Annotated in this window: 21 protein-coding genes; 8 read left to right on the forward strand and 13 right to left on the reverse strand. The window is 71.9% G+C overall.

Going from position 1 to position 25579, the window contains the following annotated elements:
• Positions 1-244: 244 nt before the first annotated feature.
• On the reverse strand, positions 245-2083 hold the full coding sequence (locus tag ACFYY6_RS16860) for a PQQ-binding-like beta-propeller repeat protein (RefSeq protein WP_351624094.1): 1839 nt from the start codon (positions 2081-2083) through the stop codon (positions 245-247).
• 272 nt (positions 2084-2355) lie between these two features.
• Positions 2356-4173, reverse strand: coding sequence for an ABC-F family ATP-binding cassette domain-containing protein (locus ACFYY6_RS16865; RefSeq protein ID WP_389193750.1), 1818 nt, complete (start codon positions 4171-4173; stop codon positions 2356-2358).
• A 342-nt stretch (positions 4174-4515) separates the two neighbouring features.
• On the opposite strand from ACFYY6_RS16865, the gene ACFYY6_RS16870 reads away from it, so the two are divergent.
• Positions 4516-4767: a type II toxin-antitoxin system prevent-host-death family antitoxin gene (locus tag ACFYY6_RS16870; RefSeq protein WP_351518958.1), complete on the forward strand. Its 252-nt coding sequence runs from the start codon at positions 4516-4518 to the stop codon at positions 4765-4767.
• Positions 4764-5024: a Txe/YoeB family addiction module toxin gene (locus ACFYY6_RS16875; protein ID WP_351518956.1), complete on the forward strand. Its 261-nt coding sequence runs from the start codon at positions 4764-4766 to the stop codon at positions 5022-5024. The genes ACFYY6_RS16870 and ACFYY6_RS16875 overlap by 4 nt, the downstream gene beginning before the upstream one ends.
• 36 nt (positions 5025-5060) lie before the next feature.
• Here ACFYY6_RS16875 and ACFYY6_RS16880 read toward each other — a convergent pair whose 3' ends face one another.
• The 5 genes from ACFYY6_RS16880 to rsmI all read right to left on the reverse strand — a co-directional run bounded on the left by ACFYY6_RS16880 (position 5061) and on the right by rsmI (position 9462).
• Positions 5061-5954, reverse strand: coding sequence for a 4-(cytidine 5'-diphospho)-2-C-methyl-D-erythritol kinase (locus ACFYY6_RS16880; RefSeq protein ID WP_388650365.1), 894 nt, complete (start codon positions 5952-5954; stop codon positions 5061-5063).
• On the reverse strand, positions 5951-6922 hold the full coding sequence (rsmA, locus tag ACFYY6_RS16885; RefSeq protein ID WP_351624087.1) for a 16S rRNA (adenine(1518)-N(6)/adenine(1519)-N(6))-dimethyltransferase RsmA: 972 nt from the start codon (positions 6920-6922) through the stop codon (positions 5951-5953). The genes ACFYY6_RS16880 and rsmA overlap by 4 nt, the downstream gene beginning before the upstream one ends.
• Before the next feature lie 92 nt (positions 6923-7014).
• Entirely contained in the window at positions 7015-7881 is an 867-nt protein-coding gene (locus ACFYY6_RS16890) for a TatD family hydrolase (RefSeq protein ID WP_351518952.1), read from the reverse strand.
• Between the two features lie 144 nt (positions 7882-8025).
• The gene (locus ACFYY6_RS16895; RefSeq protein WP_351518950.1) at positions 8026-8421 is read right to left on the reverse strand and encodes a hypothetical protein; all 396 of its coding nucleotides are present in this window, start codon (positions 8419-8421) and stop codon (positions 8026-8028) included.
• Positions 8422-8574: 153 nt separating this feature from the next.
• Positions 8575-9462, reverse strand: a complete 888-nt coding sequence (gene rsmI, locus ACFYY6_RS16900; protein ID WP_351518949.1) for a 16S rRNA (cytidine(1402)-2'-O)-methyltransferase — start codon at positions 9460-9462, stop codon at positions 8575-8577.
• Positions 9463-9730: 268 nt separating this feature from the next.
• Between rsmI and ACFYY6_RS16905 the strand changes: the two genes are divergently transcribed.
• Positions 9731-11569: a dolichyl-phosphate-mannose--protein mannosyltransferase gene (locus ACFYY6_RS16905; protein WP_389193755.1), complete on the forward strand. Its 1839-nt coding sequence runs from the start codon at positions 9731-9733 to the stop codon at positions 11567-11569.
• A gap of 295 nt (positions 11570-11864) precedes the next feature.
• Complete coding sequence (locus ACFYY6_RS16910; protein WP_389193758.1) at positions 11865-13499, forward strand: penicillin-binding transpeptidase domain-containing protein; 1635 nt, start codon at positions 11865-11867, stop codon at positions 13497-13499.
• Between the two features lie 93 nt (positions 13500-13592).
• Here ACFYY6_RS16910 and ACFYY6_RS16915 read toward each other — a convergent pair whose 3' ends face one another.
• Positions 13593-16928, reverse strand: a complete 3336-nt coding sequence (locus ACFYY6_RS16915) for a tetratricopeptide repeat protein (RefSeq protein WP_389193760.1) — start codon at positions 16926-16928, stop codon at positions 13593-13595.
• A 150-nt stretch (positions 16929-17078) separates the two neighbouring features.
• Here ACFYY6_RS16915 and ACFYY6_RS16920 point away from each other — a divergent pair, with 150 nt between their 5' ends.
• The 4 genes from ACFYY6_RS16920 (at position 17079) to ACFYY6_RS16935 (ending at position 20341) form a co-directional block, all read left to right on the forward strand.
• Positions 17079-18023 (forward strand): hypothetical protein, encoded by a 945-nt coding sequence (locus ACFYY6_RS16920; protein WP_351518944.1) that lies wholly within the window; start codon positions 17079-17081, stop codon positions 18021-18023.
• Positions 18024-18188: 165 nt separating this feature from the next.
• A complete protein-coding gene (locus ACFYY6_RS16925) occupies positions 18189-18695 on the forward strand; it encodes a YbaK/EbsC family protein (protein WP_351624083.1) in 507 nt (168 codons plus the stop codon).
• Positions 18692-19543 (forward strand): EamA family transporter, encoded by an 852-nt coding sequence (locus ACFYY6_RS16930; RefSeq protein ID WP_389193763.1) that lies wholly within the window; start codon positions 18692-18694, stop codon positions 19541-19543. Before ACFYY6_RS16925 ends, ACFYY6_RS16930 begins: the two co-directional genes overlap by 4 nt.
• Positions 19544-19753: 210 nt before the next feature.
• A complete protein-coding gene (locus ACFYY6_RS16935; protein WP_351518939.1) occupies positions 19754-20341 on the forward strand; it encodes a hypothetical protein in 588 nt (195 codons plus the stop codon).
• A gap of 171 nt (positions 20342-20512) precedes the next feature.
• On the opposite strand, the gene ACFYY6_RS16940 is transcribed toward ACFYY6_RS16935, so the two are convergent.
• From ACFYY6_RS16940 to ACFYY6_RS16960, 5 genes are all read right to left on the reverse strand, one after another.
• Complete coding sequence (locus tag ACFYY6_RS16940; RefSeq protein ID WP_351624081.1) at positions 20513-21355, reverse strand: SDR family NAD(P)-dependent oxidoreductase; 843 nt, start codon at positions 21353-21355, stop codon at positions 20513-20515.
• A complete protein-coding gene (locus ACFYY6_RS16945) occupies positions 21352-22512 on the reverse strand; it encodes a serine hydrolase domain-containing protein (RefSeq protein WP_360116519.1) in 1161 nt (386 codons plus the stop codon). The genes ACFYY6_RS16940 and ACFYY6_RS16945 overlap by 4 nt, the downstream gene beginning before the upstream one ends.
• Positions 22513-22700: 188 nt before the next feature.
• The gene (locus ACFYY6_RS16950) at positions 22701-23486 is read right to left on the reverse strand and encodes an ABC transporter ATP-binding protein (protein WP_351518936.1); all 786 of its coding nucleotides are present in this window, start codon (positions 23484-23486) and stop codon (positions 22701-22703) included.
• Positions 23483-24244, reverse strand: coding sequence for a cobalt ECF transporter T component CbiQ (cbiQ, locus tag ACFYY6_RS16955; protein ID WP_351518934.1), 762 nt, complete (start codon positions 24242-24244; stop codon positions 23483-23485). Before cbiQ ends, ACFYY6_RS16950 begins: the two co-directional genes overlap by 4 nt.
• A gap of 1 nt (position 24245) precedes the next feature.
• Positions 24246-25355 carry an energy-coupling factor ABC transporter permease gene (locus ACFYY6_RS16960; RefSeq protein WP_351518932.1) on the reverse strand — a complete coding sequence of 370 codons (1110 nt, stop codon included), beginning with the start codon at positions 25353-25355 and terminating at the stop codon, positions 24246-24248.
• Positions 25356-25579: the final 224 nt, after the last annotated feature.

The raw sequence follows: 25579 nt of genomic DNA on the forward strand, positions 1-25579 counted from the left end.
GAAAGGAGCGAATCGGGCATGGTTCCCGCGGTGTTACGACAGTCGAGCGGGGCTTCTTTGTACCACCCGCAACACCCGGCCCACCGGGTCGGTCCACCCCCTGTTCCCAAGGGAGAACCGCCCCGTGATGCCCTTGTTACGCCTCGGGCCTCGGGCCGGACGGGCCCCCCGACCCCCGGCCGTACGGTGCTCCGGCCTCGGGGCGGGCGGTTCCCCGACCCCGCGCCGAGCGGGTGCGTGACCGTCAACTCCCGAAAGCCACCATGGACTTCATCGACATCTCTTCCTCATCGTTGATGCCGCTGATCGTCGTGTGCACAAGGAAGCTGCGCCGGTTCAGATAGACGACCCTGGCATCGGAGAAGCCCCGCTCCACGGTGTACGCCGCCGCCGGGTGCCGCAGCTCCATCCGCGGCGTACCACCGGTCGGCGGCAGGGACGCGATGCCGCCGCCCTTGTTCTTCGCCGCGCTCAGGTACATCAGCAGCCTGCCGCCCTCCACCTTCATCGGCATCAGGGTCTGACCGGCCGGCGCGGCGGCCTCCCACTTGGCCTTGCCGGAGTTCAGGTCGAACGCCACAACCTTGTTGGTCAGGTCCTTCCCGACCGGTTTCGTCGCCAGGTAGACCGCCTGGTCGTCAGCCGCCACACCGAGGCAGTTGTCGAGGTTCTGGCCCCGGACGACGAATTCGTCGTCACACTTGGTCATGTAGTCGTCGTTGCCACCGATCAGCTGGGAACGGTACGTCCCGTTCTCGTTCAGCACGACGACGGCCCATTTGCCCTCCTGCTTCAGCGAGACGACGAGCGGGCTGACCGAATAGAACTGTGAGACCTGCCAGCCCTTCTTGACCTTGTACGTCCACTGGACCTTGCCGGTGGTTGGGTCGATGCGCTGGACCTGCTGTTCCTTGTGGTCGTCGGCCGCCGTCCGACAACTGGTGGCGGCGATCGCCACAGGACCGCTCGTGAAGCCGAACGGCTGGCAGGCGCCCGGAAGTTCCCCGAAGAGCGGGGCACCGTCGCTGACCCGGAAGGCGTCCGTCCTGCTGGTCCGGCCCACCGTCACGGTGTCCCCGTTGATGGACATCGCGACGTGGGAGAACGAATCCCAGGTGCTCTGCCGCTTGTACTTCTTGTGCCAGCCGGCCTCGCCGGTGGTGAGGTCGACCATCTGGAGCGAGTCGCAGACCGCATTGTCCCCGCTACCGGATTCGACCCCGAGGACGATCTTGCCGTCGGCGGTGGTCTGCGAGGGCGCCGCACACAGCCTGGTCGGCAGATCGAGGCTCCACTTCCGGCCGCCGTCGGTGACGGAGTAGCCGGAGACCGTCTGATACATGGCCTTGACGATGGTGTTGCCGACGATCCACGGCCCCTGCACGTCATAGCCGTTGCGGGGCAGGTCGACGCCGCCCTCCTGGAGCCACAGCACCTTGGCCTCGCCGGGCTTGCGCCCGGCGTTGAGCTCTGCGGCCTCCGCGCGCAGATCGTGGCCACCGCCCCCGGTGTCCCCGTTCTTGCCGCCGCTCGCGCCCCCCTCATCGGCGGACGGGGAGGCGGTCCCGGGACCGTCGGTCGGCTTCGCCACCGGTCCCGCGCCGCCGCCGTCGCCGCTCGTGGCGATCCAGACGCCGGCCCCGGCCAGCAGCGCCACCGCGAGCACGCCCCCGACGACCGCGCCGCGCCTGCCCCGGAAGAACCCGCCACCGCCGGACTTCGGCTGCGGCTGGAGTTGGGGTTGGGGTTGCTGTGGTGCCGGGTGGCCGTAGCCGGGCTGCGGCGAGTACGCGTACGGACCGGGGGCGTACGGGCCCGGCTGCGCGGGCGGCGCACCGTACGGACCAGGTTGCGCGGGGGCCGCACCGTAAGGGCCCGGCTGCTCGGGCGGCGGGCCGTACGCCCCCGGCGCGTACGGGCCCGTGGTCCGGGCCTGGTCCGGCGGCGGTACGGAGCCGGGCGGCACTGGGCCGGGGCCGAAACCGGCGGGTGGCGGCGAGGACGGCGTGTCCGGCGCCGACGGCGGGTCGTACGGAGCCCCGAAGCCTCCCTGCGGCGGTTGCTGGCCGGGCGGCTGGGTCATCAGCACGTCCCCCTTCGTGCGGATCGGACCGGCGGCTGAAGCCGTACCGGGCAAGGCTTCTTTCTACCACCTGCCCCATGAGCCCCGGCCGGACCACCAGCCACAGCGGTCACACCAGCCGTGCCGGGCCCACCGGTTCCGCCGGTCACATCAGTCCCGCCCCACAGGTCACGCACGACGCACAGATCACGCACGCCGTACATGTGACGACGCACGCGGCGTGCGAGACGCGCGCCGTACACGTCGCGCGCGCCGCGACCGGGCCCGTAGGGTCAGGCGTCCTCGGCCAGTTCCAGCCAGCGCATCTCCAACTCGTCGCGTTCCGCGACCAGTTCGCGCAGTTCCACGTCCAGCTTCGCCACCTTCTCGAAGTCCGTGGCGTGCTCCGCGATCTGTGCGTGCAGGGCGGTCTCGCGCGTCGCCACCTTGTCGAGCTGCCGCTCCACCTTCTGCAGCTCCTTCTTGGCCGCACGGGCGGCCTGCGGGGAGAGCGTCGTGGCCGGCGCGGCCTGCCGCCCGGCCGGTTCGGGCGCGGCGGAGGGGGTCGCGGCCTCCTCCATCCGCCGTCGGCGTTCCAGGTACTCGTCGATCCCGCGCGGCAGCATCCGCAGCGTACGGTCGCCGAGCAGGGCCATCACCCGGTCCGTGGTCCGCTCGACGAAGAACCGGTCGTGCGAGATGACGACCATCGATCCGGGCCAGCCGTCGAGGAGGTCCTCCAGCTGGGTCAGGGTCTCGATGTCGAGGTCGTTGGTGGGCTCGTCGAGGAAGAGGACGTTCGGCTCGTCCATCAGCAGGCGCAGGATCTGGAGCCGTCGCCGCTCACCGCCCGAGAGGTCGCCGACCGGGGTCCACTGCTTCTCCTTCGAGAAGCCGAACTTCTCGCAGAGCTGGCCGGCCGTCATCTCCCGGCCCTTGCCGAGGTCGACCCGGTCGCGTACCTGCTGGACGGCTTCCAGCACCCGCAGGTTCGGGTCGAGTTCGTGGACCTCCTGGGAGAGGTAGGCCAGCCGGACGGTCTTGCCGACGGCGACCCGCCCGGCGGCGGGCTGGGTCTCGCCCTCGGTGCGGGCCGCCTCGGCGAGCGCCCGCAGCAGCGAGGTCTTGCCCGCGCCGTTGACGCCGACCAGGCCGATCCGGTCGCCGGGGCCGAGCTGCCAGGTGAGGTGTTCGAGCAGGGTCTTGGTGCCCGCCCGTACGGTCACGTCCTCCAGGTCGAAGACGGTCTTGCCGAGCCGGGCACTGGCGAACCTCATCAGTTCGCTGGTGTCGCGCGGCGGCGGGACGTCGGCGATGAGTTCGTTGGCCGCCTCGATGCGGTAGCGCGGCTTGGAGGTGCGGGCGGGGGCGCCGCGGCGCAGCCAGGCCAGCTCCTTGCGCATGAGGTTCTGGCGCTTGGTCTCCTCGGTCGCGGCGATCCGTTCCCGTTCGGCGCGTGCGAAGACGTAGTCGCTGTAGCCGCCCTCGTACTCGTGGACGGTGCCGCGCTGGACGTCCCACATGCGGGTGCAGACCTGGTCGAGGAACCACCGGTCGTGGGTGACGCAGACGAGCGCCGAGCGGCGTGTCTGGAGATGACCGGCCAGCCAGGAGATGCCCTCGACGTCGAGGTGGTTGGTCGGCTCGTCGAGGACGATCAGGTCCTGTTCGGCGATGAGCAGCTTGGCCAGCGCGATGCGGCGCCGCTCACCCCCGGAGAGCGGGGCGATGACGGTGTCCAGGCCGTGTTCGAAACCCGGCAGGGCGAGTCCGCCGAAGAGGCCGGTGAGCACGTCGCGGATCTTGGCACTGCCCGCCCACTCGTGGTCGGCGAGGTCGCCGATCACCTCGTGGCGGATGGTCGCCTGCGGGTCGAGCGAGTCGTGCTGGGTCAGCACGCCCATGCGCAGCCCGCCGCTGTGGGTGACGCGCCCGCTGTCCGCCTCCTCCAGCTTGGCGAGTATGCGGATGAGGGTCGTCTTGCCGTCGCCGTTGCGGCCCACGACACCGATCCGGTCCCCCTCGGACACGCCGAGGGACACGTTGTCGAGCAGGGCACGGGTGCCGTACACCTTGCCGACCTGCTCGACGTTGATCAGATTGACGGCCATTTCGCTCCTGCCCCGGGGTTCGATCGACGTCCCAGGGTAGTCGGCTCGCAGCCGGGGCAACGCTCGGCGACCGGTCACGGAGGCGATACCGGCCGCGGGGACGGTCACGAGCGGCCCCGGATCCGGAAGGCGGTCCAGGATCTCCGCGCTTCCTCGCGCTTCCCCGCGCCTCTTCCTGCCTTCCCTCGCCAGGCCCCGGAGGCGTTCGCGGTCTGCGGTCCGGCTGAGCAGAACGGCGGCACGGCACTGTCAGTCCTGGGCCCTTGCCCTTCCCTCTCGGAGCGACGTACAGTTTTCTGTACGTACAGGATTCCGTACATATGAATCGACCGGGAGGCAGCCGTGCGGACGATGACCTACACCGAATCGCGGGCGAAGTACGCCGAGACCCTCGACGCAGTCGTGGACGACCGCGAGGAGGTCATAGTGACACGTGCCGGACATGAGCCGGTGGTGATCGTCGCGCTCGACGAGTACGAGTCGCTCAAGGAGACCGCTCATCTGCTCCGGAGCCCCGAGAATGCCCGCCGTCTGCTGGCCGCCATCGATCGTCTGGAGACGGGCGGGGGCACGGTGCAGGAGCTCGCCGAATGAAGTTCGTCTGGGACGAGTCCGCCTGGGAGGACTACACCTGGTGGCAGGTGGAGGACAGAAAGGTTCTCAAGCGGATCAACGCGCTGCTCCGGGACGTCGCCCGGAACGGGAACGAGGGATTGGGGAAACCGGAGCCCCTGAAGCACGGCTTCCAGGGCTACTGGTCCCGCCGGATCACCGTTGAGCACCGGCTCGTCTACAAGGTGGTCGACGAAGAGGTCCGCATCGCCGCCTGCCGCTACCACTACGGCCGGTAAGCCCCCGGCCGCACGGGATGTCGTACCGCCCCGCCGTCAGACGACAGTGGCGCCCGGCGCCGGGGACACCGCGGTCCGGGCGTTGCGGCAGGTTCCCGAGGTGAGCAGCGCCTCGGCCACCTTGCGTGCCGCCTCCTCGTCCGCCACCAGGAACGCGGTGGTCGGCCCGGACCCCGAGACCAGGGCGGCCAGGGCGCCGGCCGCGGTGCCCGCGGCGAGGGTGTCGGCCAGGGCCGGGCGCAGCGAGAGCGCCGCGGGCTGGAGGTCGTTGCCCAGGGCGCCCGCGAGGGCGGTGGTGTCCCCGGTCCGGAGCGCGTCCAGGAGCGCCGGGGACGCGACGGGGGCCGGGACGTCCGTACCGGCGGTGAGGCGGTCGAACTCGCCGTAGACGGCCGGGGTGGAGAGCCCGCCGTCGGCGACCGCGAAGACCCAGTGGAACGTGCCGCCGACCTCGATCGGGGTCAGCCGCTCGCCGCGTCCCACGCCGAGGGCCGCGCCGCCGACCAGGCTGAACGGGACGTCGCTGCCCAGTTCCGCGCAGATGGCGAGGAGTTCGTCCCGGTCGGCGCCGGTGTTCCAGAGGGTGTCGCAGGCGAGCAGCGCGGCGGCCCCGTCGGCGCTGCCGCCCGCCATGCCGCCCGCGACGGGGATGTCCTTGGCGATGTGGATGTGCACGTCGGGCTCGATGCCGTGCCGTCCGGCCAGGGCGATCGCGGCGCGGGCGGCGAGGTTCGTCGCGTCCAGCGGGACCTTCGCGGCGTCCGGGCCCGAGCAGGTGATCCGCAGTTCGTCGGCGGGGGTGACGGTGACCTCGTCGTACAGGCCGACGGCGAGGAAGACGTTGGCCAGGTCGTGGAAGCCGTCGGGGCGCGCGGCGCCGACCGCGAGCTGGACGTTGACCTTGGCGGGTACGCGGACGGTGACGCTCACTCGCCACTCCCTGAAGCCGTGTTCGTGTTGTTGTCGTTCGTGTCCGTGTCCGTGTCCGCACCCGGCCCCGAGTCCTCGCGGGGCCGGTTCGCTCCCGGACCGATCCCGCCCGGCTTGTTCTCGGCGATGGCGGCGAACTCCTCGACCGTCAGCGCCTCGCCACGGGCCTGCGGCGAGATCCCGGCCGCGACCAGGGCCGCCTCGGCGGCGGACGCGGAGCCCGCCCAGCCGGCCAGGGCCGCGCGCAGCGTCTTGCGGCGCTGGGCGAAGGCCGCGTCGACGACCGCGAAGACCTCGGTCCGGCTCGCCCGCGTCGTGACGGGTTCGGTGCGGCGGACCAGCGACACCAGGCCCGAGTCCACGTTCGGGGCGGGCCAGAAGACGTTGCGGCCGATGGCCCCGGCCCGCTTGACGTCCGCGTACCAGTTGGCCTTGACCGACGGCACGCCGTAGACCTTGTTGCCGGGCCCGGCGGCCAGCCGGTCGGCGACCTCGGCCTGGACCATGACGAGGGTCCGCTCGATGGACGGGAACCGTTCCAGCATGGTCAGCAGCACCGGCACGGCGACGTTGTACGGAAGGTTCGCGACCAGCGCGGTCGGGGCCGGGCCCGGCAGCTCCCGGACCAGCATCGCGTCGGAGTGCACCAGGGCGAACCGGTCGGCGCGTTCCGGCATCCGGGCCGCGACCGTGGTCGGCAGGGCCGCCGCCAGCACGTCGTCGATCTCGACGGCGACCACCCGGTCCGCCGCCTCCAGCAGCGCCAGGGTCAGGGAACCGAGCCCCGGGCCGACCTCGACGACGACGTCGTCAGGGCGGACCTCCGCCGTGCGCACGATCCGGCGGACCGTGTTGGCGTCGATGACGAAGTTCTGGCCGCGCTGCTTCGTCGGGCGCACGCCCAGCGCGGCGGCCAGCTCGCGGATGTCTGCGGGGCCCAGGAGGGCATCGGGCTCTGTGGTGCTCACCCGGTAAGCGTACGGCCGTGCGGGAGGGGACTCGTCCCCGCGCGTGCCCGGCGCCCGCGCGGGGAGGCACCGCCGGTGGCGGCCGAAGGCCCTCAGTAGTCGAAGGCGCGCGCGGTGTTGTCGGCGACGGCCTCGGCCAGGGTGTCCTCGTCCAGCCCCTTCACCTCCGCCATGGCCCGCAGCGTGACCGGGATGAGGTACGGGGCGTTGGGCCGCCCCCGGTAGGGCGCCGGCGTCAGGAACGGCGCGTCCGTCTCGACCAGGATCAGCTCCGTCGGGGCGACCGCGAGCGCGTCGCGCAGCGGCTGGGCGTTCTTGAAGGTGACGTTCCCGGCGAAGGACATGAAGTACCCGGCGTCCGCGCAGATCCGGGCCATGTCGGCGTCGCCGGAGTAGCAGTGGAACACGGTCCGCTCGGGCGCGCCCGCGTCGGCCAGGACGCGCAGCACGTCCGCGTGCGCCTCGCGGTCGTGGATGACGAGCGCCTTGCCGTGCCGTTTGGCGATCTCGATGTGGGCCCGGAACGACTCCTCCTGCGCGGCCATGCCCTCGGGGCCGGTCCGGAAGTGGTCGAGGCCGGTCTCGCCGACACCGCGTACGTGGTCGAGCGCGGCCAGTGCGTCGATCTCGGCCAGCGCCTCGTGCAGGGCTGCCGTCCCGCCCGCCTCACGCGCCCCCTGGCGCGACCGGCTGTCGGGATCGCCGTGCACGATGCGCGGCGCCTCGTTGGGGTGCAGGGCGACCGCCGCGTGCACGTTCGGGTGCGCGGCGGCGGTCTCGGCGGCCCACCGCGAGCCGGCGACGTCACAGCCCACCTGGACCACGGTGGTCACGTTGACCGCGGCGGCCCTGGCCAGGCTCTCCTCCACGGTCGCGTCCTGCATGTCCAGGTGGGTGTGCGAATCGGCGACCGCTACCCGGAGAGGCTCGGGCAACGGCGGGGCTTCGGAGCGGCTCATGCCGACGATCGTACGAGGGTCCTACGACGGCTCCCCGCACCAGCTCCCCGTACCCGGGCGATCCACGCCCGGCACCTGACGCCGCATGTCCGGCCGCGTCCGGTCACTTCCGGTGGAACGCCGGTCGCTTCTGTGGACCGCCGGTCACTTCCGGTGGAACGGATGCAGCAGCTTGGACAGCTGCCAGTGGCGCGGTTCGCCCTTGGGAGCTTCGATGGCACCGCCGGCGCCGATGGGGCCCGCCGGGGCGACGAGGCTCCTCGACGCGAGCCGGTCCGCCCGGGAGTGGCCCAGCAGCTGCTCGACGGCCGACACCCGTCCGGCCCGCATGATCCGGACGACGTGACCGCCGCAGTTCGCGCAGGTGGGCTTGGAGAGCGGCGAGGGCACTCGCTCTCCGTCCGCCTTGTAGATGATGAAGGGTCTACCGGAACCGTCGACGTGATGCTCTATCTCGTAGGACTGTTCCCAGCCGTACCCGCACCTCATGCAAGCGAAGGCGTACGCCTCGTGCACGGTGGTTGCTGCGATCTCGCTCATGCCTGCTCCTTTGTCCTCCGGACCGGCACTCCGGGGAGTGGGTCCCCGGTCCAGTGGACGCCCGTACCGGCGGGAGCGCATCAGGCCCTGTCGAGTGTTGGAGCGGTTTTGGCCTTCTCATGGCAGAAAAGCCCGGTGCGCGGCTCGCGCTTTTTACGATAGTCCTTTGCCTTCCGCAGGGCCGGTTCGTGCCGCGTTCTTTGCCGCTACGACGGCGTCGAAGACCTCGCGTTTGGGCAGTCCCGCCTCCGCGGCGACGGCGGCGATGGCTTCCTTGCGTCGCTCCCCCGCCTCCTCGCGCACCCGCACCCTGCGTACCAGCTCCTCGGCGTCCAGTTCCTCGGGTCCGGTGTCGGCCGCGCCCTCGACGACGACGGTGATCTCGCCGCGCACCCCTTCGGCCGCCCAGGCCGCCAGATCGCCCAGCGGGCCGCGCTTCACTTCCTCGTAGGTCTTGGTCAGCTCCCGGCACACGGCGGCCCGGCGGTCGGCGCCGAAGACCTCGGCCATCGCCGCGAGGGTGTCGTCGAGCCGGTGCGGGGCCTCGAAGAAGACCATGGTGCGGCGCTCGGCGGCGACCTCGCGGAGCCTGCCGAGCCGTTCGCCCGCCTTGCGCGGCAGGAAGCCCTCGAAGCAGAAGCGGTCGACGGGCAGGGCGGACAGGGCGAGCGCGGTGAGCACCGCGGACGGGCCGGGTACGGCGGTGACCCTGATGCCGTGCTCCACGGCGGCGGCCACGAGCCGGTAGCCGGGGTCGGAGACGGACGGCATCCCGGCGTCCGTGACCAGCAGGACGCGGGCGCCGCCGGTCAGGGCCTCGACGAGTTCCGGGGTACGGGCCGACTCGTTGCCCTCGAAGTAGGAGACGACCCGGCCCGTGGTGTGGATGCCGAGCGCCTGGGTGAGGCGGCGCAGCCGGCGGGTGTCCTCGGCGGCGACGACGTCGGCCGACTCCAGTTCCGCGGCGAGGCGCGGCGGGGCGTCCGCCACGTCGCCGATGGGGGTTCCCGCGAGCACCAGCGTTCCGGTCGTGCCCGCCATGGCAGTCGTTCCATTCGTTCCGGTCGTTCCAGTCACATGGGCCATCCTCCCAGGACCACCGGGACCGCAGAGACCGCAGGGATCACAGGGACGGTAGGGACCACCAGGACTCCGGTGACTCCAGGGGCCCCTGGCCCCATAACCCCCAGGGACTCCCGGGAACTCCCAGGAACTCCCGGGAGTCCCGCGCCGGATGACGCGGGATGGATGACGACGCCCGGACGGACGCGTCCCCTGCGTCGGCGCGGCGGTTCCCTACGATGGCGCGGTGACGAGTACTGCGCCCGACGCCCGGCCGGGCCAAGACGCCGGACATCCGCACGGCGAGGAATCGCCCTCCTGGCAGCGACGGCTGCGCCGTTTCGGCCATGTGCCCCGGCCCGGGATCGGGCTGCGTGAGCGGCTGGTCCCCCCGTACACGCGGCCCGGTGCCCAGCTGTGGGCGGTGCTCGGGATCTCCCCGGCCATGGCCGAGCGCCTGGTGCGGTGGTCCGCGTGGGGCGGTCCGCTGCTGGTGGCGCTGGGCGCCGGGGTGCTGCGGTTCTGGCGGCTGGGCAGCCCGCACGCGCTGATATTCGACGAGACGTACTACGCCAAGGACTCCTGGGCGCTGATCAACCAGGGGTACGAGGGCGACTGGCCCAAGAACATCGACAAGCTGATCCTGGAAGACCCGTCCAAGGTGACCGTCCCGGTGGACCCGGGCTATGTGGTGCATCCGCCGGTCGGCAAGTGGATCATCGGGTTGGGCGAGCAGCTCTTCGGCTTCACGCCGTTCGGCTGGCGGTTCATGGTGGCGGTGCTCGGCACACTGTCGGTGCTGATGCTGTGCCGGATCGGGCGGCGGCTGTTCCGTTCGACGTTCCTTGGATGCCTGGCCGGGACGCTGCTCGCGTTCGACGGTCTGCACTTCGTGATGAGCCGCACCGCACTGCTCGACCTGGTGCTGATGTTCTTCGTGGTGGCCGCGTTCGGGGCGTTGCTGATCGACCGGGACCGGTCGCGGCGCAGGCTCGCCGACGCGCTGCCGGTGGACGAGGAGGGGGTGCTGCGGCCCGACGTGGACGTGGCGGAGCATCTGCGGCTCGGGTGGCGCCCCTGGCGGATCGCCGCCGGTGTGCTGCTGGGGCTGGCCTTCGCCACCAAGTGGAACGGTCTCTACATCCTGGCGGCGTTCGGTCTGATGACGGTGCTGTGGGACGTGGGCGCGCGGCGGACGGCGGGCGCGATCCGCCCGTACACGGCGGTGCTGAAGCGGGACCTGCTGCCGGCGTTCGTCTCGACGGTCCCGGTCGCTGTCCTCACGTATGTCGCCTCCTGGACGGGGTGGATCGTCACCGGCAAGGGCTACTACCGCGATTGGGCACAGACCGACGGCAAGGGTGGCGCCTGGACCTGGCTGCCGGACTGGCTGCGCAGCCTGTGGCACTACGAGCACCAGGTCTACGAGTTCCACGTGAACCTGACCTCCGGCCACACCTACCAGTCCAACCCGTGGAGCTGGATCGTGCTCGGCCGGCCCGTGTCGTACTTCTGGTCGGAGCAGCCGGGCTGCGCGGAATCGGCGACCGGAAAGTGCTCCCGCGAGGTGCTCGCCATCGGGACGCCGCTGCTGTGGTGGGCCGCGTGCTTCGCCCTGGTGTACGTGCTGTGGCGGTGGATCTTCCGGCGCGACTGGCGGGCGGGCGCGATCGCCTGCGGAGTGGCGGCGGGCTGGCTGCCCTGGTTCCTGTATCAGGAGCGGACGATCTTCCTCTTCTACGCGGTCGTGTTCGTGCCGTTCCTGTGTCTGGCGGTGGCGATGATGATCGGCGCGATGCTGGGCCCGGGGGCGAGTGCGGTTGCTGCGGTCACGGGCACTGCGGGGACGGGCACGGGCAAGGGCCGGGAAACCGGTGCGGACGCGGGCCTCGGACCGACGTGGGAGACCGGCCCGCCGGGCGGCGACGTGTCGAGCGATCGGCGCCGGACGCTGGGGGCGGTCGCGGCGGGCGTGCTGGTGCTGCTGATCATCTGGAACTTCATCTATTTCTGGCCGATCTACACGGGCGCCCCGATCCCGGACGACGCCTGGCGCGCACGGATGTGGCTGGACACCTGGATCTGACGAGCACACCCGGATCCGACGAGCACGCCGCCCCGGTCCGACGAGCACGTCCTCGGACCGGGAGGTCACCCGGACCCGACCGGCATGTCCCGCGGATCCGGCCAACACGTCCCGCCGCCCGGATCCGACCGGCGTGTCCCGGCACGTCCTGATGCGTTCAGACCGCACATATCCCGTTCCGATAACGGCGGTCCCGGTTGTCGGTGGTGTCCCGTAGGGTGCCCAGCGGCATCCGCTTGAACGCGTTCACTTGTACGCGTTCAGGGGGGGAACTCCTGGGGAGGGGACTGCAAGGATGCGCAGTGGAGCGAAGGTGGCGATCGTCGGCGGTGTGTTCGCGGTCGTGGCCGGCGGGGTGGGTTACGGGGCGTACAACGTCCTGAACACGCTGAACGACGCCGACGACGGATCGGGCGCGGGGACCACTTCCGCCGAGGTGCGGACGGGACCGGTCACCAAGGCGGAGATCGACGACGTGTCGAAGAGGTTCCTCGACGCCTGGGCGAAGGGTGACGCGGCCGTCGCGTCGCAGCTCACCAACAACGCGACCGAGGCCGAACCGGTCCTCGCCGGCTACCGGGACGAGGCCCACGTCAGCCGGGCGGTGATCACCCCGGGCGCGGCGGTCGGTACGAAGGTGCCGTACACGGTGAAGGCGACCGTGTCGTTCGGCGGGAAGTCGAAGCCCTGGTCGTACGCGTCCGAACTGACCGTGGTGCGCGGTCAGACCACCGGCAGGCCGCTGGTCGACTGGAAGCCCGTCGTGATCCACCCGGAGCTGACGGCCGGTGCGTCGTTGAAGACCAAGGAGGCGTCGTCGCCGTCGATCGAGGCGGTGGACCACGACGGCAAGGTGCTCACCAGGGAGAAGTACCCCTCCCTGGGCCCGATCCTGGACACGTTGCGCGAGAAGTACGGGGAGAAGGCGGGCGGCACCGCGGGCATCGAGACCGTGATCGAGAGCGCGGAAGCGGGCGGCCCGGACAAGACCCTGGTCACCCTCAGCGAGGGCAGACCGGGCAGGCTGCGGACCACCCTGGACGCGAACGCCCAGGCGGCGGCCGAGACCGCGGTGAAGAAGTACAACCAGGCGTCGGTGGTCGCGATCAGGCCGTCCACGGGTGCGATACGGGCGGTCGCCAACAACCCGGCCGACGGATTCAACGCGGCGTTCCTCGGCAAGCAGGCGCCCGGTTCGACGATGAAGATCGTGACCGCGGCGACGCTGATCGAGAAGGGGCTCACCTCGGCGAACCAGAGGATCGAGTGCCCGACCACCGCGATGTACATGGGCCGCACCTTCAAGAACCTGGACGACTTCTCCATCCCGGACGGCACCCTGACGACGAGTTTCGCCCGGTCCTGCAACACCGCCTTCATCAAGCTGATCGACGACACGAAGGACGACGCGGCGCTCGCCAAGGAGGCCCGTGACGTCTTCGGGATCGGCCTGGACTGGCAGACGGGTGTGGCCACCTTCGACGGCAGCGTGCCGGAGGCCACCGGAGGCGAGGCCGCCGCCCAGTACATCGGCCAGGGCACGATCCAGATGAACGCCCTGAACGTCGCGTCCATCACCGCCACCGCGAAGAACGGCACCTTCCACCAGCCGATCATCGTCGACCCGGACCTCGACGGCCGCCCCATCGCCAGGGCCGCCCGTTCGTTGTCCCCCTCCGTGTCCCAGCAGCTCACCAACATGATGCGGCAGACCGCGAGTTGGGGCACGGGCAAGGCCGCGATGGCCTCGGTCGGCGGCGACAAGGGGGCGAAGACGGGTTCGGCGGAGGTGGACGGCCAGGCCACGTCCAACAGTTGGTTCACCGGCTTCAGCAACGACCTGGCCGCCGCCGCGGTCGTCCAGTCCGGCGGCCACGGCGGCGATGCGGCGGGCCCGGTGGTGGCGGCGGTCCTCCGCGCGGGTTCATAGAGCGCGAGTGCTCCACGCGGCCCGGTGGGGCCGCCGGGCGGACACCTGCTCCGGCCCCGGCCGCCCGGAACCACGTTCCGGGCGGCCGCGCCGTCAGAGCAGAAGATCCCTCGTACGCAGCGTCGCCGAGTGACCCGCGCCGAGGACCTCCTCCTGCTGGGGCAGGAGACGGCCGAGCAGGACTCGGGCCTCCTCCGGGCGATCGGCCGCGAACAGGGCGGCTGCCAGGCGGGCGCGCGTCGCCAGCGTGTACGGATGCAGATCACCCGCCCGGTCACGCTGCTGGGACTCCGTCGCCGTCAGCAGCTCCACGGCCTCCGCGACGCCGTCGCCCTCCGCCGTGCGGACCAGCAGCTCGCCCAGGCGCGAACGAGCGTCCAGCACGTCGGGGTGTGTGTCGTCGTCCAGGACCGCGGCGCGGTCGGCGACCACCGCGCGCAACTCCCGCACCGCCGCGGTCAGATCTCCGGTCGCCGCCGTCCACCAGGCGATGCCCAGCCGGGTGGTCAGCACCTCGGTGTGGTCCGCCCGCCCGTACGCCGCCACGCGCTCCTCGCGCAACGCGGTCAGTTCGCCGAGCGCACGTTCCGGGTCGCCCAGCTCGCCGCGGAGCCACGCCAGGTTGTTGCGGCAGATCAGGATGGTGGGGTGCCGCTCGATGGACACCTTGCGCTGGTCGGCCAGCAGTTCCTCGTGCAGCGGCAATGCCGCGGCGACGTCACCCAGCTCCCACGTGTAGCGGGCGATGTTGAGCCGGACCAGCAGTGTGTCAGGGTGTTCCGCGCCCTTCACCCGCTCCACCTGGGGAAGCAGCTGCCGGTAGTCCTCCAGCCCGGCCCGGAATCTTCCGGCCTCACAGGTGAACTTGCAGATGTTCATCCTGCTGAAGATCACCTGCTCGTGGTCCTCGCCGTACGCCGCCACCCGGTCCCGCAGCAGCTCCGCGTGCATGGCGAGCGCCTCCTCGGGGCGGCCGAGCCGGCCGTACCAGTAGGCGATGTAGTGCCGGCTCTCCAGGACGTCCTTGTGCGTGGGCCCGAGGACACGGAGCTGCTGCGGCAGCAGTTCCTCGTGGCGCCGCAGGCCCTCCGCCATGGCGCCGCCGCGGCCCGTCCAGTACGCGATGTGGTGCCGGGTCTCCATCGTGCGCCGGTCGTCGGCCCCGAACACCCGTGTCTGCGCCCCCAGAACCGCTTCGTGGAGCTCCACCGCCTCCGCGAACCGGCCCATCTGCCCCGTCGCGTACGCGATGCGGTGCCGGCTCTCCAGGATGTCCGGATGCTCGGGGTCCTCGAAGACCCGCAGCTGATCGGCGAGGACGGCCTCGTGCATGGCGTGCGCCCTGCTGTACGACCCCGCTCGTCCGGCCCAGTAAGCGGCCTGCTGACGGGCTCGCAATGTGAACGGGCTCTCCGGGCCCGGAGTCTGGGACAGCCGCTGGGACCAGCCGATGAGCCGGTCGCGGTTGGCCGCCGCGTCGGAGGAGGCACGGGCCTTCAGGCTCTCCAGCAGCCGTTCGTAGTCCCCGATGTGCCACAGGTGCAGGGGTTCGGAGTCCCGGGCGTAGGCGTGCAGCGGGTCGTCCGGATCGTGACAGTTCATGGGTGCCATGCTGTCGAGCGCCTCCGCCAGCGATCGGTGGCCGTCGTTCAGGTCGAGCCTGTCGTCCTCGGTGTTCATGTGGTCCACCATGGTCTGGTGGTCGACTCCGATCATCTCACCGACACGCGCGTCGGGAACCCTGCTCAGCAGCCCGGCCAGCTGCTCCAGCACCTGGTCCAGCGCCGTGTCCGTGCCGGGACCGCCGCGCAGCGCGGCGCCCCGGAGCAGCAGCGGCCGGGGCAGCACCGGGCCTCGGCCCACCGCACCGAGCACGTTCAGCACGGCGTCGGTCTGGTTCGCCCCGCCCGGCGCCAGCCTGCGAGCCCGGTGGAACGCCGTCCGGTAACCGCCGTCCACCGGAGCCCTGCTGCTGCCCGCGTCCGCCCACAACCGGGCCGTCTGCCAGTTGCCGTCGGCCACCTCCACGATGCGGGCCCGCCGTTCCGCCTGGCTGACCTTGAGCCGCACGTACTCGCTCAACTGCTCCCGGGACGCCGGGGGCATCGCGAACCGCTGCCAGTCGGCGGGAAGTTCGAGGCCGTCGCGGCTGGTGACGACGATCCCGAACCAGGAGGGCGCCTCGTGTGCGAGCGCGTTCAGCGCGTCGGTGACGCGCATCCGCTGCGTGGGATGCAGCTGGTCGAGGGCGTCCATGACGACGCGCACGGGCCTGCCGGGCGTCGCGCAGCGCGCCAGCGGCTCGGTGACCAGTCGGCGCTCCGGCGGGAAGTCGTTGCGTACGGCGGCCGGAACCTCTTGGTGGAAGGCGGTGCGGGCGTCCTCGAAGCCGGGGAGGTGGGTCCGCAGCTGCGTCGCGACGTCCGCGAGGACGGGCTCGTCCATGTCCGTCTCCACGAACTCGTGCAGCGCCACGATGTCGAAGTCGGGTTCGGACGGGAGGAGTTCGGACCTGCACAGGGCGGCCGCCAGTACGCTCTTGCCGTATCCACGGCGCCCCACGACCGCGACCGCGCGGTGGGCACCGACCATGCGGGTGATCTCCGGCAGGGGCTCGGGGGGCTGGAACAGTCGCAGGCGGCCGAGCTGCTCCCTGCCGACGCCGCTGTCCGCCAGCACGCTGTGGGCGGCGATGAACGCCACGTTCCTGGTGATCCAGTGCGGTCGCTCCGGGGTGTCGCCGGCGCGCGTCCCGCCGTGCCGGACCAGTTGGGGCACCTGTCCCCTGACCTGTCGTCCCGCCGCCCAGCGCAGGTCCTCGTCGTACAGCTCCCTGCCGAGCCGGGCGTGGCCGTGCCGCAGGACCTGGTTGACGCCGCGCAGGAAGGAGAGCCCGTAGGCGCTCTGGTCGGCCGAGGCGGAGGTCACGAGGCCGATCTCCCGGCCGCGTTCCATCGACGCGGGGATCCACTCCCTGGCCGCGGTCAGCGCGGCGACCCCCGACTGACAGGCGTCGATCAGGACGGCGAGTGCCCGCACGTCCCCGTGCCGGGACAGGCCGTCCCGGAGCCCGGAAGGGACGGAATAGGCCGTTTCGGAGTCGGGTGTGGCGGGCGTGCCGGCGATGGGAAAGAGGAAATCGTCGTGGCGCACGCCGAATCCGTGCCCCAGGAAGGCGAGGACCAGGGTCGCGGGCCCTTCCTCGGCGGACAGCGTCGCATGGGTGAACGCGGACGCGACCGCGTCCCGCACCGTCTCCACCGTCCCCGGGTCGAGCACCAGACCGCCCGCGTGGGCGGGCAGGCAGCCGCCTCTGTCGTCATCGCGCAGGTAGGCGTCCAGCAGCCGTGCCTCCTGCTCCAGATCGTCCAGGTTGCGACCGGACGCATCCCACTGAGCAGCGATCACCAAGGAAAAGCGGTTCGACATCCAATTATTATCGAGTCAACGCGGCAACCGAAGCGGCGAGTTGACGAAATGCACCGGGCGGCCGGAGGCTTGGGGCCGCAGGTGCGCGCCGCCCGTCCCGCATCGTCCGGGCGGACCGGGCGCGCGAACGGGGTGGAGGGAGCCGCGCACGTGGCAGAAGTCGTGTTCGTTCATGGGATCGGACCGCTGGACGAGCCCGCGGAGGAACTGCACACCGCATGGCGCGCGGCACTGGCGGAGTCCCTGCGCAGGGCCGAGGAGACGGAGGCGGCGGCCGCGCTGGAAGGCGACCGGATCAGCACGGCCATGGCCTACTACCGCGACCTGTTCGACCCTTACGTCCCCCGGGACGAATGGGACCAGCGGCTGCCGGAGGGCATGACCGACACCGCCGGGCAGGTGGGCCTGAACTGCCTGGAGAACATCGCGGCACACGCCACCCGCCCGGAGGACCGGGAGGAGGCCGCCCACGAACTGACCCCGTTCCGCGAGGACCTGGGGCCCGAGCAGGGCCCATTGGAGCTGTTCCGGGTGGTCGCGGGAAGCCTCGGCCGCTGCGGACCGGTCGCCCGCTCGGTCTTCGGCGCGCTCAAGGCCACCATCGTGGCCAACCTCGCCCAGGTCGCCGCGTATCTGGACGACGAGCGGATCCGCAAGCAGGCGCAGGAGGCCCTGCTGGCGGAGATCGGGCCGGAGACCCGTGCCGTCTACGCGCACTCGCTGGGTACGGTGGTCGCATATGAGGCGCTGCACCAGTTGCGGCAGCCGCTGCCGCTGCTGGTGACCTTCGGTTCGCCGCTGGGGATGCGCACGATCATCCGGGAGCGGCTTCGTCCTCAACCGCCGCACGTGCCGGGGATGCTGCGTCGCTGGGTGAACGTGGCCGACCGGGACGACTACATCGTCGCGTCCCTGGACCTCCGCAAGGTCGTGACGGACGAGTCGTCCGAGATCCTCGAGAAGACCCTGCTGGTGCGCAATCCGGGACTGGACGCGCATCCGGCGGTCAAGTACCTCGGGCACAAGAGGACCGCGCGACCGCTGGCGGAAGTGCTGCGGTCGCATCCGGACCGCGCCGGGGCCGCCACCCTCTGAGCCCGGTTCCCCGGGACGGTCGTGGCGTCGAGCGGCGCGGCCTTCTGCGGCCTTCGTCCCTCCGTCGGGCCGTGATGTCGCGACGACCTCCGCCGGCCCCGGTCCCCGGTTCTCTCGGCGTCCCCGCCGCCAGGGCCGGCGCGGCCTTCGGTAGCGTGCGGGGGTATGAACTCCTCCTTCTCCGCCTCCGCCGCCCCGTCCGACGCCCACCCCCGATTCGCCGAGGCCCTGCGGGAGCTGGGGCTCGATGTCGCGGTACGCCGGTTCCCGGAGGCCACCCGTACCGCCGCCGAGGCCGCCGCCGCGATCGGCTGCGAGCTGTCCGAGATCGTCAAGTCGCTGGTCTTCGAGGCGGACGGCGTGCCGGTGCTGGTCCTCATGGACGGTGCCTCGCGCGTCGATGTCGAGCTGGTGCGGGCGGAGTTGGGGACGGGGAAGGTCAAGCGGGCCGGGGCGGACCTGGTCCGGGAGACGACCGGGTACGCGATCGGGGGTGTACCGCCCTTCGGGCACCGTACGCGGACCCGGGTCCTGGCCGACCGGGGGCTGCTGGAGCACGCGGTGGTGTGGGCGGCGGCGGGCACCCCGCACACGGTGTTCCCCCTCGGCCCCGAGGAGCTGATCGCGCACGCCGGCGGAACGGTCGTGGACGTGCGCGAGAAGTCCGCGTGACACCGCTGGTCGCCCTGGCCGTACTCGTCGCCGCGGTCACCCACGCCGGCTGGAACGCCATCGCACACGCGATCGAGGACAAGCTCGTCTCCTTCACCCTGATCTCCGGGGGCGCGCTGCTGATCAGCGCGGCGGCGGCCTGCTTCGTCCCGTTCCCGGCCGCCGGGGCCTGGCCGTACCTCGCGGTCTCGGCCGCTCTGCACGTGGTGTACATGCTGCTGCTGATGCGCTCGTTCACGCTGGGCGACTTCGGGCAGATGTATCCGATCGCCCGCGGCACGGCCCCGCTGGTGGTGACCGTCCTCGCCGCCGTCTTCGTCGGCGAACGCCCGGACGCCTGGGTCGCGGCGGGGGTCGCGGTGGCCTCGACGGGGCTGGTGGGGCTGGCCCTCTGGGGCATCCGCGGGTCCGGCGGGCGACCCGACTGGCCGGCGCTGCTCGCCGCCGTCGCGACCGGTCTGGCCATCGCCGGGTACACCACGGTCGACGGGGTCGGGGTGCGGGCCGCGGGCACCCCGCTGGGCTACATCGTCTGGCTGATGATCCTGGAGGGCCTGGCCATCCCGGCGTACGCCCTGTACCGGCGGCGGGGCGTGCTCATGGCGCAGCTGCGCCCGTACGCCGCTCGGGGACTGCTGGGCGCGGCGCTCTCGATGGCCGCGTACGGCCTCGTCCTGTGGGCGCAGACCCGGGCGGCACTGGCCCCGATCGCGGCGCTCCGGGAGTCGTCGATCATCGTCGGCGCGGCCATGGGGACGCTGTTCTTCAAGGAACGGTTCGGCGCGCCGCGCCTGGCGGCGGCGGGGCTGATGGTCGTCGGCATCGGGCTGATGCTCCACACGAGTTGAACCGACGCGGGAAGAGGTGGCCCCCGCCGGGGTGTGCCTCCGACGGGGTGGGCCTCCGACGGGGTGGGCCGCCGATGGGGTGAAAGGGAGCGCACCCGCCCCGCGCCCCCGTCTCCGCGGGGGTGGTGGCTGCTTGGATGCCCAGGTCTCCGCCCGCGCGCACCGCTCAGCTCCGGACGCGCACTCCCCAGCACCGAAAGGGACACCACCATGCCCAAGCGCCTTCACCCCGCCAGGGTTCTCGCCGCTGCCGTACTGGCTGTGGCCGGCCTCGCCGCCTCCGGTCAGGCACCCGTCTCCGCGGCGCCCCTCCCCGGCCAGGACCTGATCAACAAGATGGACGGGAGCCGCCTGGCACTGCTCGGCAACAGCACTGCCGAGGGCGCCACCGGCATCACCCTGCGCGACCCCGCGTGGAGGTACAGCACCGAGCGGTGGGAGATCGACCTCTCCGCCTGGCAGGCGGACGCCCCCCACACCTACACCGCCACGCTGCGGAACGAGGCCGCGAACAAGTGCCTCCAGCCCGCTGCCGCGACGCCCCAGCGGGGGACCACGGTCGTCGTCCGGACCTGTGACGGTTCGCAGCTGCAGAAGTGGAGTCTGCACCCGGAGAAGGTCGGCGACAGTTACACGGGCTGGTGGACGTACCGCCCCATGGTGGACAAGAATCTCGCGCTCAGCCTGAACAGGTACAACGACGGCAGCTGGGACAGCCTCTACCTGAACATCGCCCAGCCCAGCTCCGACCGGCTGTGGCGCAGGACCGCCGACGACACCCCGCTGGCCAACGGCTGACCCGTCGGCTGACGGCCGACCCGTCGACCAGCGGTCGGCCCACCAGGAGGCGGTCGGCCCGTCGCCCGGCGGCCGACCGTTCGCACGCCCCGGGTGCCCGTCGCCGCGTGGATCGCACGATGCCCGCCCCGCCGTACGACACGGCGCGGCGGGCATCGTGCGATCACCCCGCTACTCCCCCGAAATCGCCTTCCGGAAGCCGTAGTTGACGGCGGTCAGTCCGCCGTCCACCCGCAGCGTCGTCCCCGTGATCCAGGCCGCGTCACGGGAGGCGAGGAACGCGACGGCGGACGCGATGTCCTCCGGCTCGCCGACCCGGCCCAGCGGGTAGAGGCCACTGGCCCGGGCCAGTTCGGCATCCTTGCCCGCCCAGGCATCGGTGCGGACCGTGCCGGGGGCGACCAGGTTGACGCGCACGCCGCGCGGTCCCGCGTGGCCCGCCAGGGTACGGGTCAGGCTGGCCAGGCCCGCCTTGGCGGCGCTGTAGCCGTGATTGCCGAAGTCCTGTTCGCCGTTGACCGAGCCGATGTTGACGATCGCGCCCCGCCCGGAGGCCACCAGGTGCGGGAGGGCGGCGCGGGCGCAGCGGTACGGGCCGGTGAGCGTGATGTCCAGGTCGCGCTGCCAGGACTCGTCGGGTGCGTCCTCGAAGAGCGGGGTGTCGGCGGTGCACGCGTACGCGTTGTTCACCAGCACGTCGAGGGAGCCGAACGCGGCGACCGCGTGCGCGACCGCGGCCTCGACCGCCGCCCGGTCGGCCACGTCGCAGGGCAGTGCCTCGGCCGTCGCGCCCGTGGTGCGTATGGCGGCGGCGGTGCGTTCGGCGCGGTCGCCGTCCAGGTCGGTGACCAGGACCCGGGCGCCCTCGGAGGCCAGGCGGCGGGCCGTGGCCGCGCCGATGCCCTGGCCCGCTCCGGTGATGAGCACGCCGTATCCCTCGAACCGTGAACCGGCCCGAGGAGAAGGGGCGTCGGTGCGGGCAGCGGGGGAATCGGAGGAAGCAGCAGGAGTCATGGCGCCGACCGTACTGCCCTGATCAGTGCCTGGGCACGGGGGTCGGCGGTGACTCCCTTCTGCAGACCGTTCGTCACATAGCCGAAGGCGATGCCGGATTCGGGGTCGGCGAAGCCCAGCGATCCGCCCCGGCCGGGGTGTCCGAAGGAGCCGGGGGCCAGCAGCGGGGCGGCCGGTCCGTGCAGCATGTAGCCCAGTCCGAAACGGGTGTTGACGACCAGGACACGGTCCGGTCCGGCCGACTCCTCGGTACGCGCGAGGGTGAGCGTGGCGGGGGCGAACAGCCGGTGCCCGTCGACCGGGCCGATCATCGCGGCGTAGCAGCGGGCCAGGGCGCGGGCGGTGGCGATGCCGTTGGAGGCGGGGAGTTCGGCCGCCCGGTAGCCGGGGTCGTTCTCGTCGGGCAGCGGGTCGATGGCCCCGAAGGCGCGGCGGGTGAGGGACAGCGGGTCGCGGTACGCCTCGGCGACGGACCGCTTGGGACGCAGCCGCAGGGCGCCGCCGCCCGGCCCGTCCGGAGTCTCGACGGGACCGATCCGTCCCACCCGGTGCGCCTCGTCGGCCGGGAGGCCGAACCAGAAGTCCAGGCCGAGCGGGCGGGCGATCTCCTCGGCGATCCAGCGGCCGACCGTGCGCCCGGTGACCCTGCGCACCAGTTCACCGATGAGGAAGCTGTAGGTTTGGGCGTGGTAGCCGTGTCCGGTGCCGGGCTCCCACTGGGGACACTGGGCGGCGACGGCCTGCGGCCCGGAGATCCCGTCGGTGGCCTCGGAGGGGGTCAACGGGCAGTCGAGGGCGGGGATGCCGGCCCGGTGCGCGAGCAGGTGGCGGACCGGGACGCGTTCCTTGCCGCCCGCCTTGAACTCCGGCCAGTACGTGCCGACCGGGGCGTCGAGGTCGAGCTGGCCGCGCTGGTGCAGCAGCAGCGGTACGGCGGAGGCGATGCCCTTGCCCGCGGAGCGGACGATCTGGACGGTGTCCACGGCCCACGGTTCGGTGCCGTCGACGTCTCTCGTACCGGCCCACAGGTCGACGACCTTGCGGCCGTCCCGGTAGACCGTGACGGCCGCGCCGCGTTCGCCGCGCTGCTCGAAGTTGCGGACGAAGGCGTCCCGGACCGGTTCGAATCCGGCCGCCACCGTGCCGCGTACGTCCACGCCTGCTCCTGCGCTCCCGCTCCCGCTCATCCCTCCATGGTGCATCCCTCAGGGGGCCGGACGGGTGGCGGGTCACCCGAAGTTCACGGACGCACTCGCGGGCGGGTTCGCGGTCGGATTCACGGGCAGGCGCGCGGCCGGATCGGCCGGAAGTCGGCGGAAGAACCGGCCGGCGCGGGCCGGAACGCTCAACGCCGCGTGGTGTCCACGGTGACGGAACGCGGATCGAAGCCGAAGGGCAGCTCCAGGCGGTGGGCGCGCATCAGCTCCTCGTCGCAGAGCAGGTCCTGGGTGCGGTCGTCGGCGGCGATGACGCCCTCGCTCAGGATCACCGAGCGCGGGCAGAGTTCCAGTGCGTACGGCAGGTCGTGCGTGACCATGAGCACGGTGACGTCCAGGGACCTCAGGATGTCGGCCAGTTCGCGCCGCGAGGCCGGGTCCAGGTTGGACGACGGCTCGTCCAGGACGAGGATCTCCGGCCGCATGGCGAGGACGGTGGCGACGGCGACGCGGCGGCGCTGCCCGAAGGAGAGGTGGTGCGGCGGGCGGTCCGCGTACGTCTCCATGCCGACCCGCTTCAGCGCCTCGGTGACGCGTTCCTCCAGTTCGGCGCCGCGCAGCCCAAAGGAGGCGGGCCCGAAGGCCACGTCCTCGCGGACGGTGGGCATGAAGAGCTGGTCGTCGGGGTCCTGGAAGACGATGCCGACGCGGCGGCGGATCTCCGCGAGGTTGCGCTTCTCCACGGGGAGCCCGGCGACGCGGACGCTGCCCGCGCCTGCGTCGAGGATGCCGTTGAGGTGGAGGACGAGGGTGGTCTTGCCGGCCCCGTTCGGGCCGAGCAGCGCGACGCGCTCGCCCCGGCCGACGGTGAGGTTCACCCCGAAGAGGGCCTGGTGACCGTCGGGGTAGGCGTACGCGAGACCGCTGACCTCCAGCGAGGGCGCGGCGGCGGACGTGGACGTGGGCGTGCTCATACGGTCCATCCCAGCAGACACACGACGAGGGCGAGGACGGGGAGGGCGGCGGCGTGCGCCCACTGGGTCCGGGAGGCCGTCACCTCGTCGATGACCGGCATGGAACCGGCGTAGCCGCGGCTGATCATGGCGAGGTGGACGCGTTCGCCGCGCTCGTACGACCGGATGAAGAGCGCGCCGGCCGACTTGGCCAGGACACCCCATTGGCGTATCCCGCGTGCCTCGAAGCCGCGCGAGCGGCGGGCGATCGACATCCGGCGCATCTCGTCGGTGATCACATCGCCGTAGCGGATCATGAAGGACGCGATCTGGACGAGGAGCGGGGGCAGCCTGAGCCGCTGGAGGCCGAGCAGCAGCGACCGCAGTTCGGTGGTGGAGGCGAGGAGCACGGAGGCGGCGACGCCGAGGGTGCCCTTGGCGAGGACGTTCCAGGCACCCCAGAGGCCGGGAACGCTGACGGAGAGGCCGAGCACCTGGGTCTGTTCTCCGGGCACCACGAACGGCATGAGCAGCGCGAACGCGACGAACGGCACCTCGATGAGCAGCCGCTTGAGCAGCAGTCCGGCGGGGATCCGGGCCAGGGCGGTGACGGCGCCGAGCAGTACGGCGTACAGCGCGAACGCCCACATCGCCCCGCGCGGGGTCGAGACGACGACCACGACGAAGCAGAGGGCGGCGGCGAGCTTGCAGTGCGGCGGCAGCTCGTGGACCGGCGAGCGGCCGGGCCGGTAGAGCCGGTGCGCGTGGCCGGCGCCCATGTCAGGTGTCTTCCCCGCCGCGCGCGCTGCCGGCGGTCGCGGCACCGGTGGTCGCGTCCGGGGTGCGACGGCGGCGGATCACGTAGAAGACCCCGCTGCCCACGGCGATCGTGGCACCGACGCCGATCACTCCGGCGAGACCGCCGGAGAGCCGGGCGTCGGAGACGTCCTTGACGCCGTAGTCGGCGAGCGGGGAGTCCTTGGCGGCGTGCTCCTCGGTCTTCTTGTCGATGCCCTGATCGGCGGCGACCTTCTCCAGGCCGTCGGGGGACGAGGAGGCGTAGAAGGAGACGAAGCCCGCCAGGACGAGCGCGGTGACCAGGCCGACGGCCCAGAAGCCCCGGTTGGAGCGGGCGGCGACCGGGGCGACGGGCTGCCGGGCGGGCGCGTCGACGAGTTCGCCGTCGACCCGGAGCTTGAGCGGGGCGGCGAGTCCGCGGGCCCCGTGCACCAGGTCGGGGCGCACGGCGAGGACGGCGCCGACGGTCAGCGCGGTGATCACGGCCTCGCCGACACCGATCAGCACATGGACGCCGACCATCGCGGTGAAGACCTTGCCGATCGGGATGTCCGTGGTGCCGCCGATCCAGTAGATCAGCGTGAAGGCGCAGGCCGCGGCCGGTACGGAGAGCAGAGCCGCGACGAAGGACGCGATGGTCGTGGAACGACGGGACCGCGGCAGCACACCGGTCAGCCCGCGGAAGACGGCGTACGCGACGACGGTGGTGACGATGCCCATGTCGAGCACGTTGACGCCGAGCGCGGTGAGGCCGCCGTCGGCGAACAGGATGCCCTGCATGAGCAGGACCACGGAGACGCAGAGGACCCCGGTGTACGGCCCGACAAGTATCGCGGCGAGCGCCCCGCCCAGCAGATGCCCGCTGGTGCCCGCCGCGACCGGGAAGTTCAGCATTTGCACCGCGAAGATGAACGCGGCCACGAGACCGGCCAGCGGAGCGGTGCGTTCTCCCCCACTCTCGACTGCGCTCGAGCGGGAGGTGCCCCCCAGCTCCCGTCGCGCGCCCCGCAGGCTGACGGCCACCGCGCCCGCGGCGACGACTCCGGCGACGGCGGAGACGGGTGGGTCGATGAATCCGTCGGGTACGTGCATGAGGGCTCCGCTTCCTGCGGTCCCGCGTGGTCGCGGACGTCGGATGTCGTGAACCGCTCAATGATAGGACCTTGTTGCAAACCCTTCGCAAGAGCGAGTGGGTCACAGTCCGAGTGACACGCCCGACCCGAGCGCGCCCGAGAACCGGTGGATACACCCGTACCGGGCACCCGTTCGAAGCGCTTATGGAATGAAATATGCGACATTTGATGCGGGGAAGAACA

Source organism: Streptomyces sp. NPDC001750, from assembly GCF_042892615.1.
Taxonomy (GTDB): domain Bacteria; phylum Actinomycetota; class Actinomycetes; order Streptomycetales; family Streptomycetaceae; genus Streptomyces.

Excerpts from the sequence above, each read along its gene's own strand:
- ACFYY6_RS16940 (WP_351624081.1), bottom strand. The coding sequence starts at position 21,355 with ATGACTCCTGCTGCTTCCTCCGATTCCCCCGCTGCCCGCACCGACGCC.
- ACFYY6_RS16860 (WP_351624094.1), bottom strand. The coding sequence starts at position 2,083 with ATGACCCAGCCGCCCGGCCAGCAACCGCCGCAGGGAGGCTTCGGGGCT.
- ACFYY6_RS16960 (WP_351518932.1), bottom strand. The coding sequence starts at position 25,355 with ATGCACGTACCCGACGGATTCATCGACCCACCCGTCTCCGCCGTCGCC.
- ACFYY6_RS16875 (WP_351518956.1), top strand. The coding sequence starts at position 4,764 with ATGAAGTTCGTCTGGGACGAGTCCGCCTGGGAGGACTACACCTGGTGG.
- ACFYY6_RS16865 (WP_389193750.1), bottom strand. The coding sequence starts at position 4,173 with ATGGCCGTCAATCTGATCAACGTCGAGCAGGTCGGCAAGGTGTACGGC.
- ACFYY6_RS16910 (WP_389193758.1), top strand. The coding sequence starts at position 11,865 with ATGCGCAGTGGAGCGAAGGTGGCGATCGTCGGCGGTGTGTTCGCGGTC.
- ACFYY6_RS16950 (WP_351518936.1), bottom strand. The coding sequence starts at position 23,486 with ATGAGCACGCCCACGTCCACGTCCGCCGCCGCGCCCTCGCTGGAGGTC.
- ACFYY6_RS16925 (WP_351624083.1), top strand. The coding sequence starts at position 18,189 with ATGAACTCCTCCTTCTCCGCCTCCGCCGCCCCGTCCGACGCCCACCCC.
- ACFYY6_RS16915 (WP_389193760.1), bottom strand. The coding sequence starts at position 16,928 with ATGTCGAACCGCTTTTCCTTGGTGATCGCTGCTCAGTGGGATGCGTCC.
- ACFYY6_RS16890 (WP_351518952.1), bottom strand. The coding sequence starts at position 7,881 with ATGAGCCGCTCCGAAGCCCCGCCGTTGCCCGAGCCTCTCCGGGTAGCG.
- ACFYY6_RS16895 (WP_351518950.1), bottom strand. The coding sequence starts at position 8,421 with ATGAGCGAGATCGCAGCAACCACCGTGCACGAGGCGTACGCCTTCGCT.
- ACFYY6_RS16935 (WP_351518939.1), top strand. The coding sequence starts at position 19,754 with ATGCCCAAGCGCCTTCACCCCGCCAGGGTTCTCGCCGCTGCCGTACTG.
- rsmI (WP_351518949.1), bottom strand. The coding sequence starts at position 9,462 with ATGGCGGGCACGACCGGAACGCTGGTGCTCGCGGGAACCCCCATCGGC.
- cbiQ (WP_351518934.1), bottom strand. The coding sequence starts at position 24,244 with ATGGGCGCCGGCCACGCGCACCGGCTCTACCGGCCCGGCCGCTCGCCG.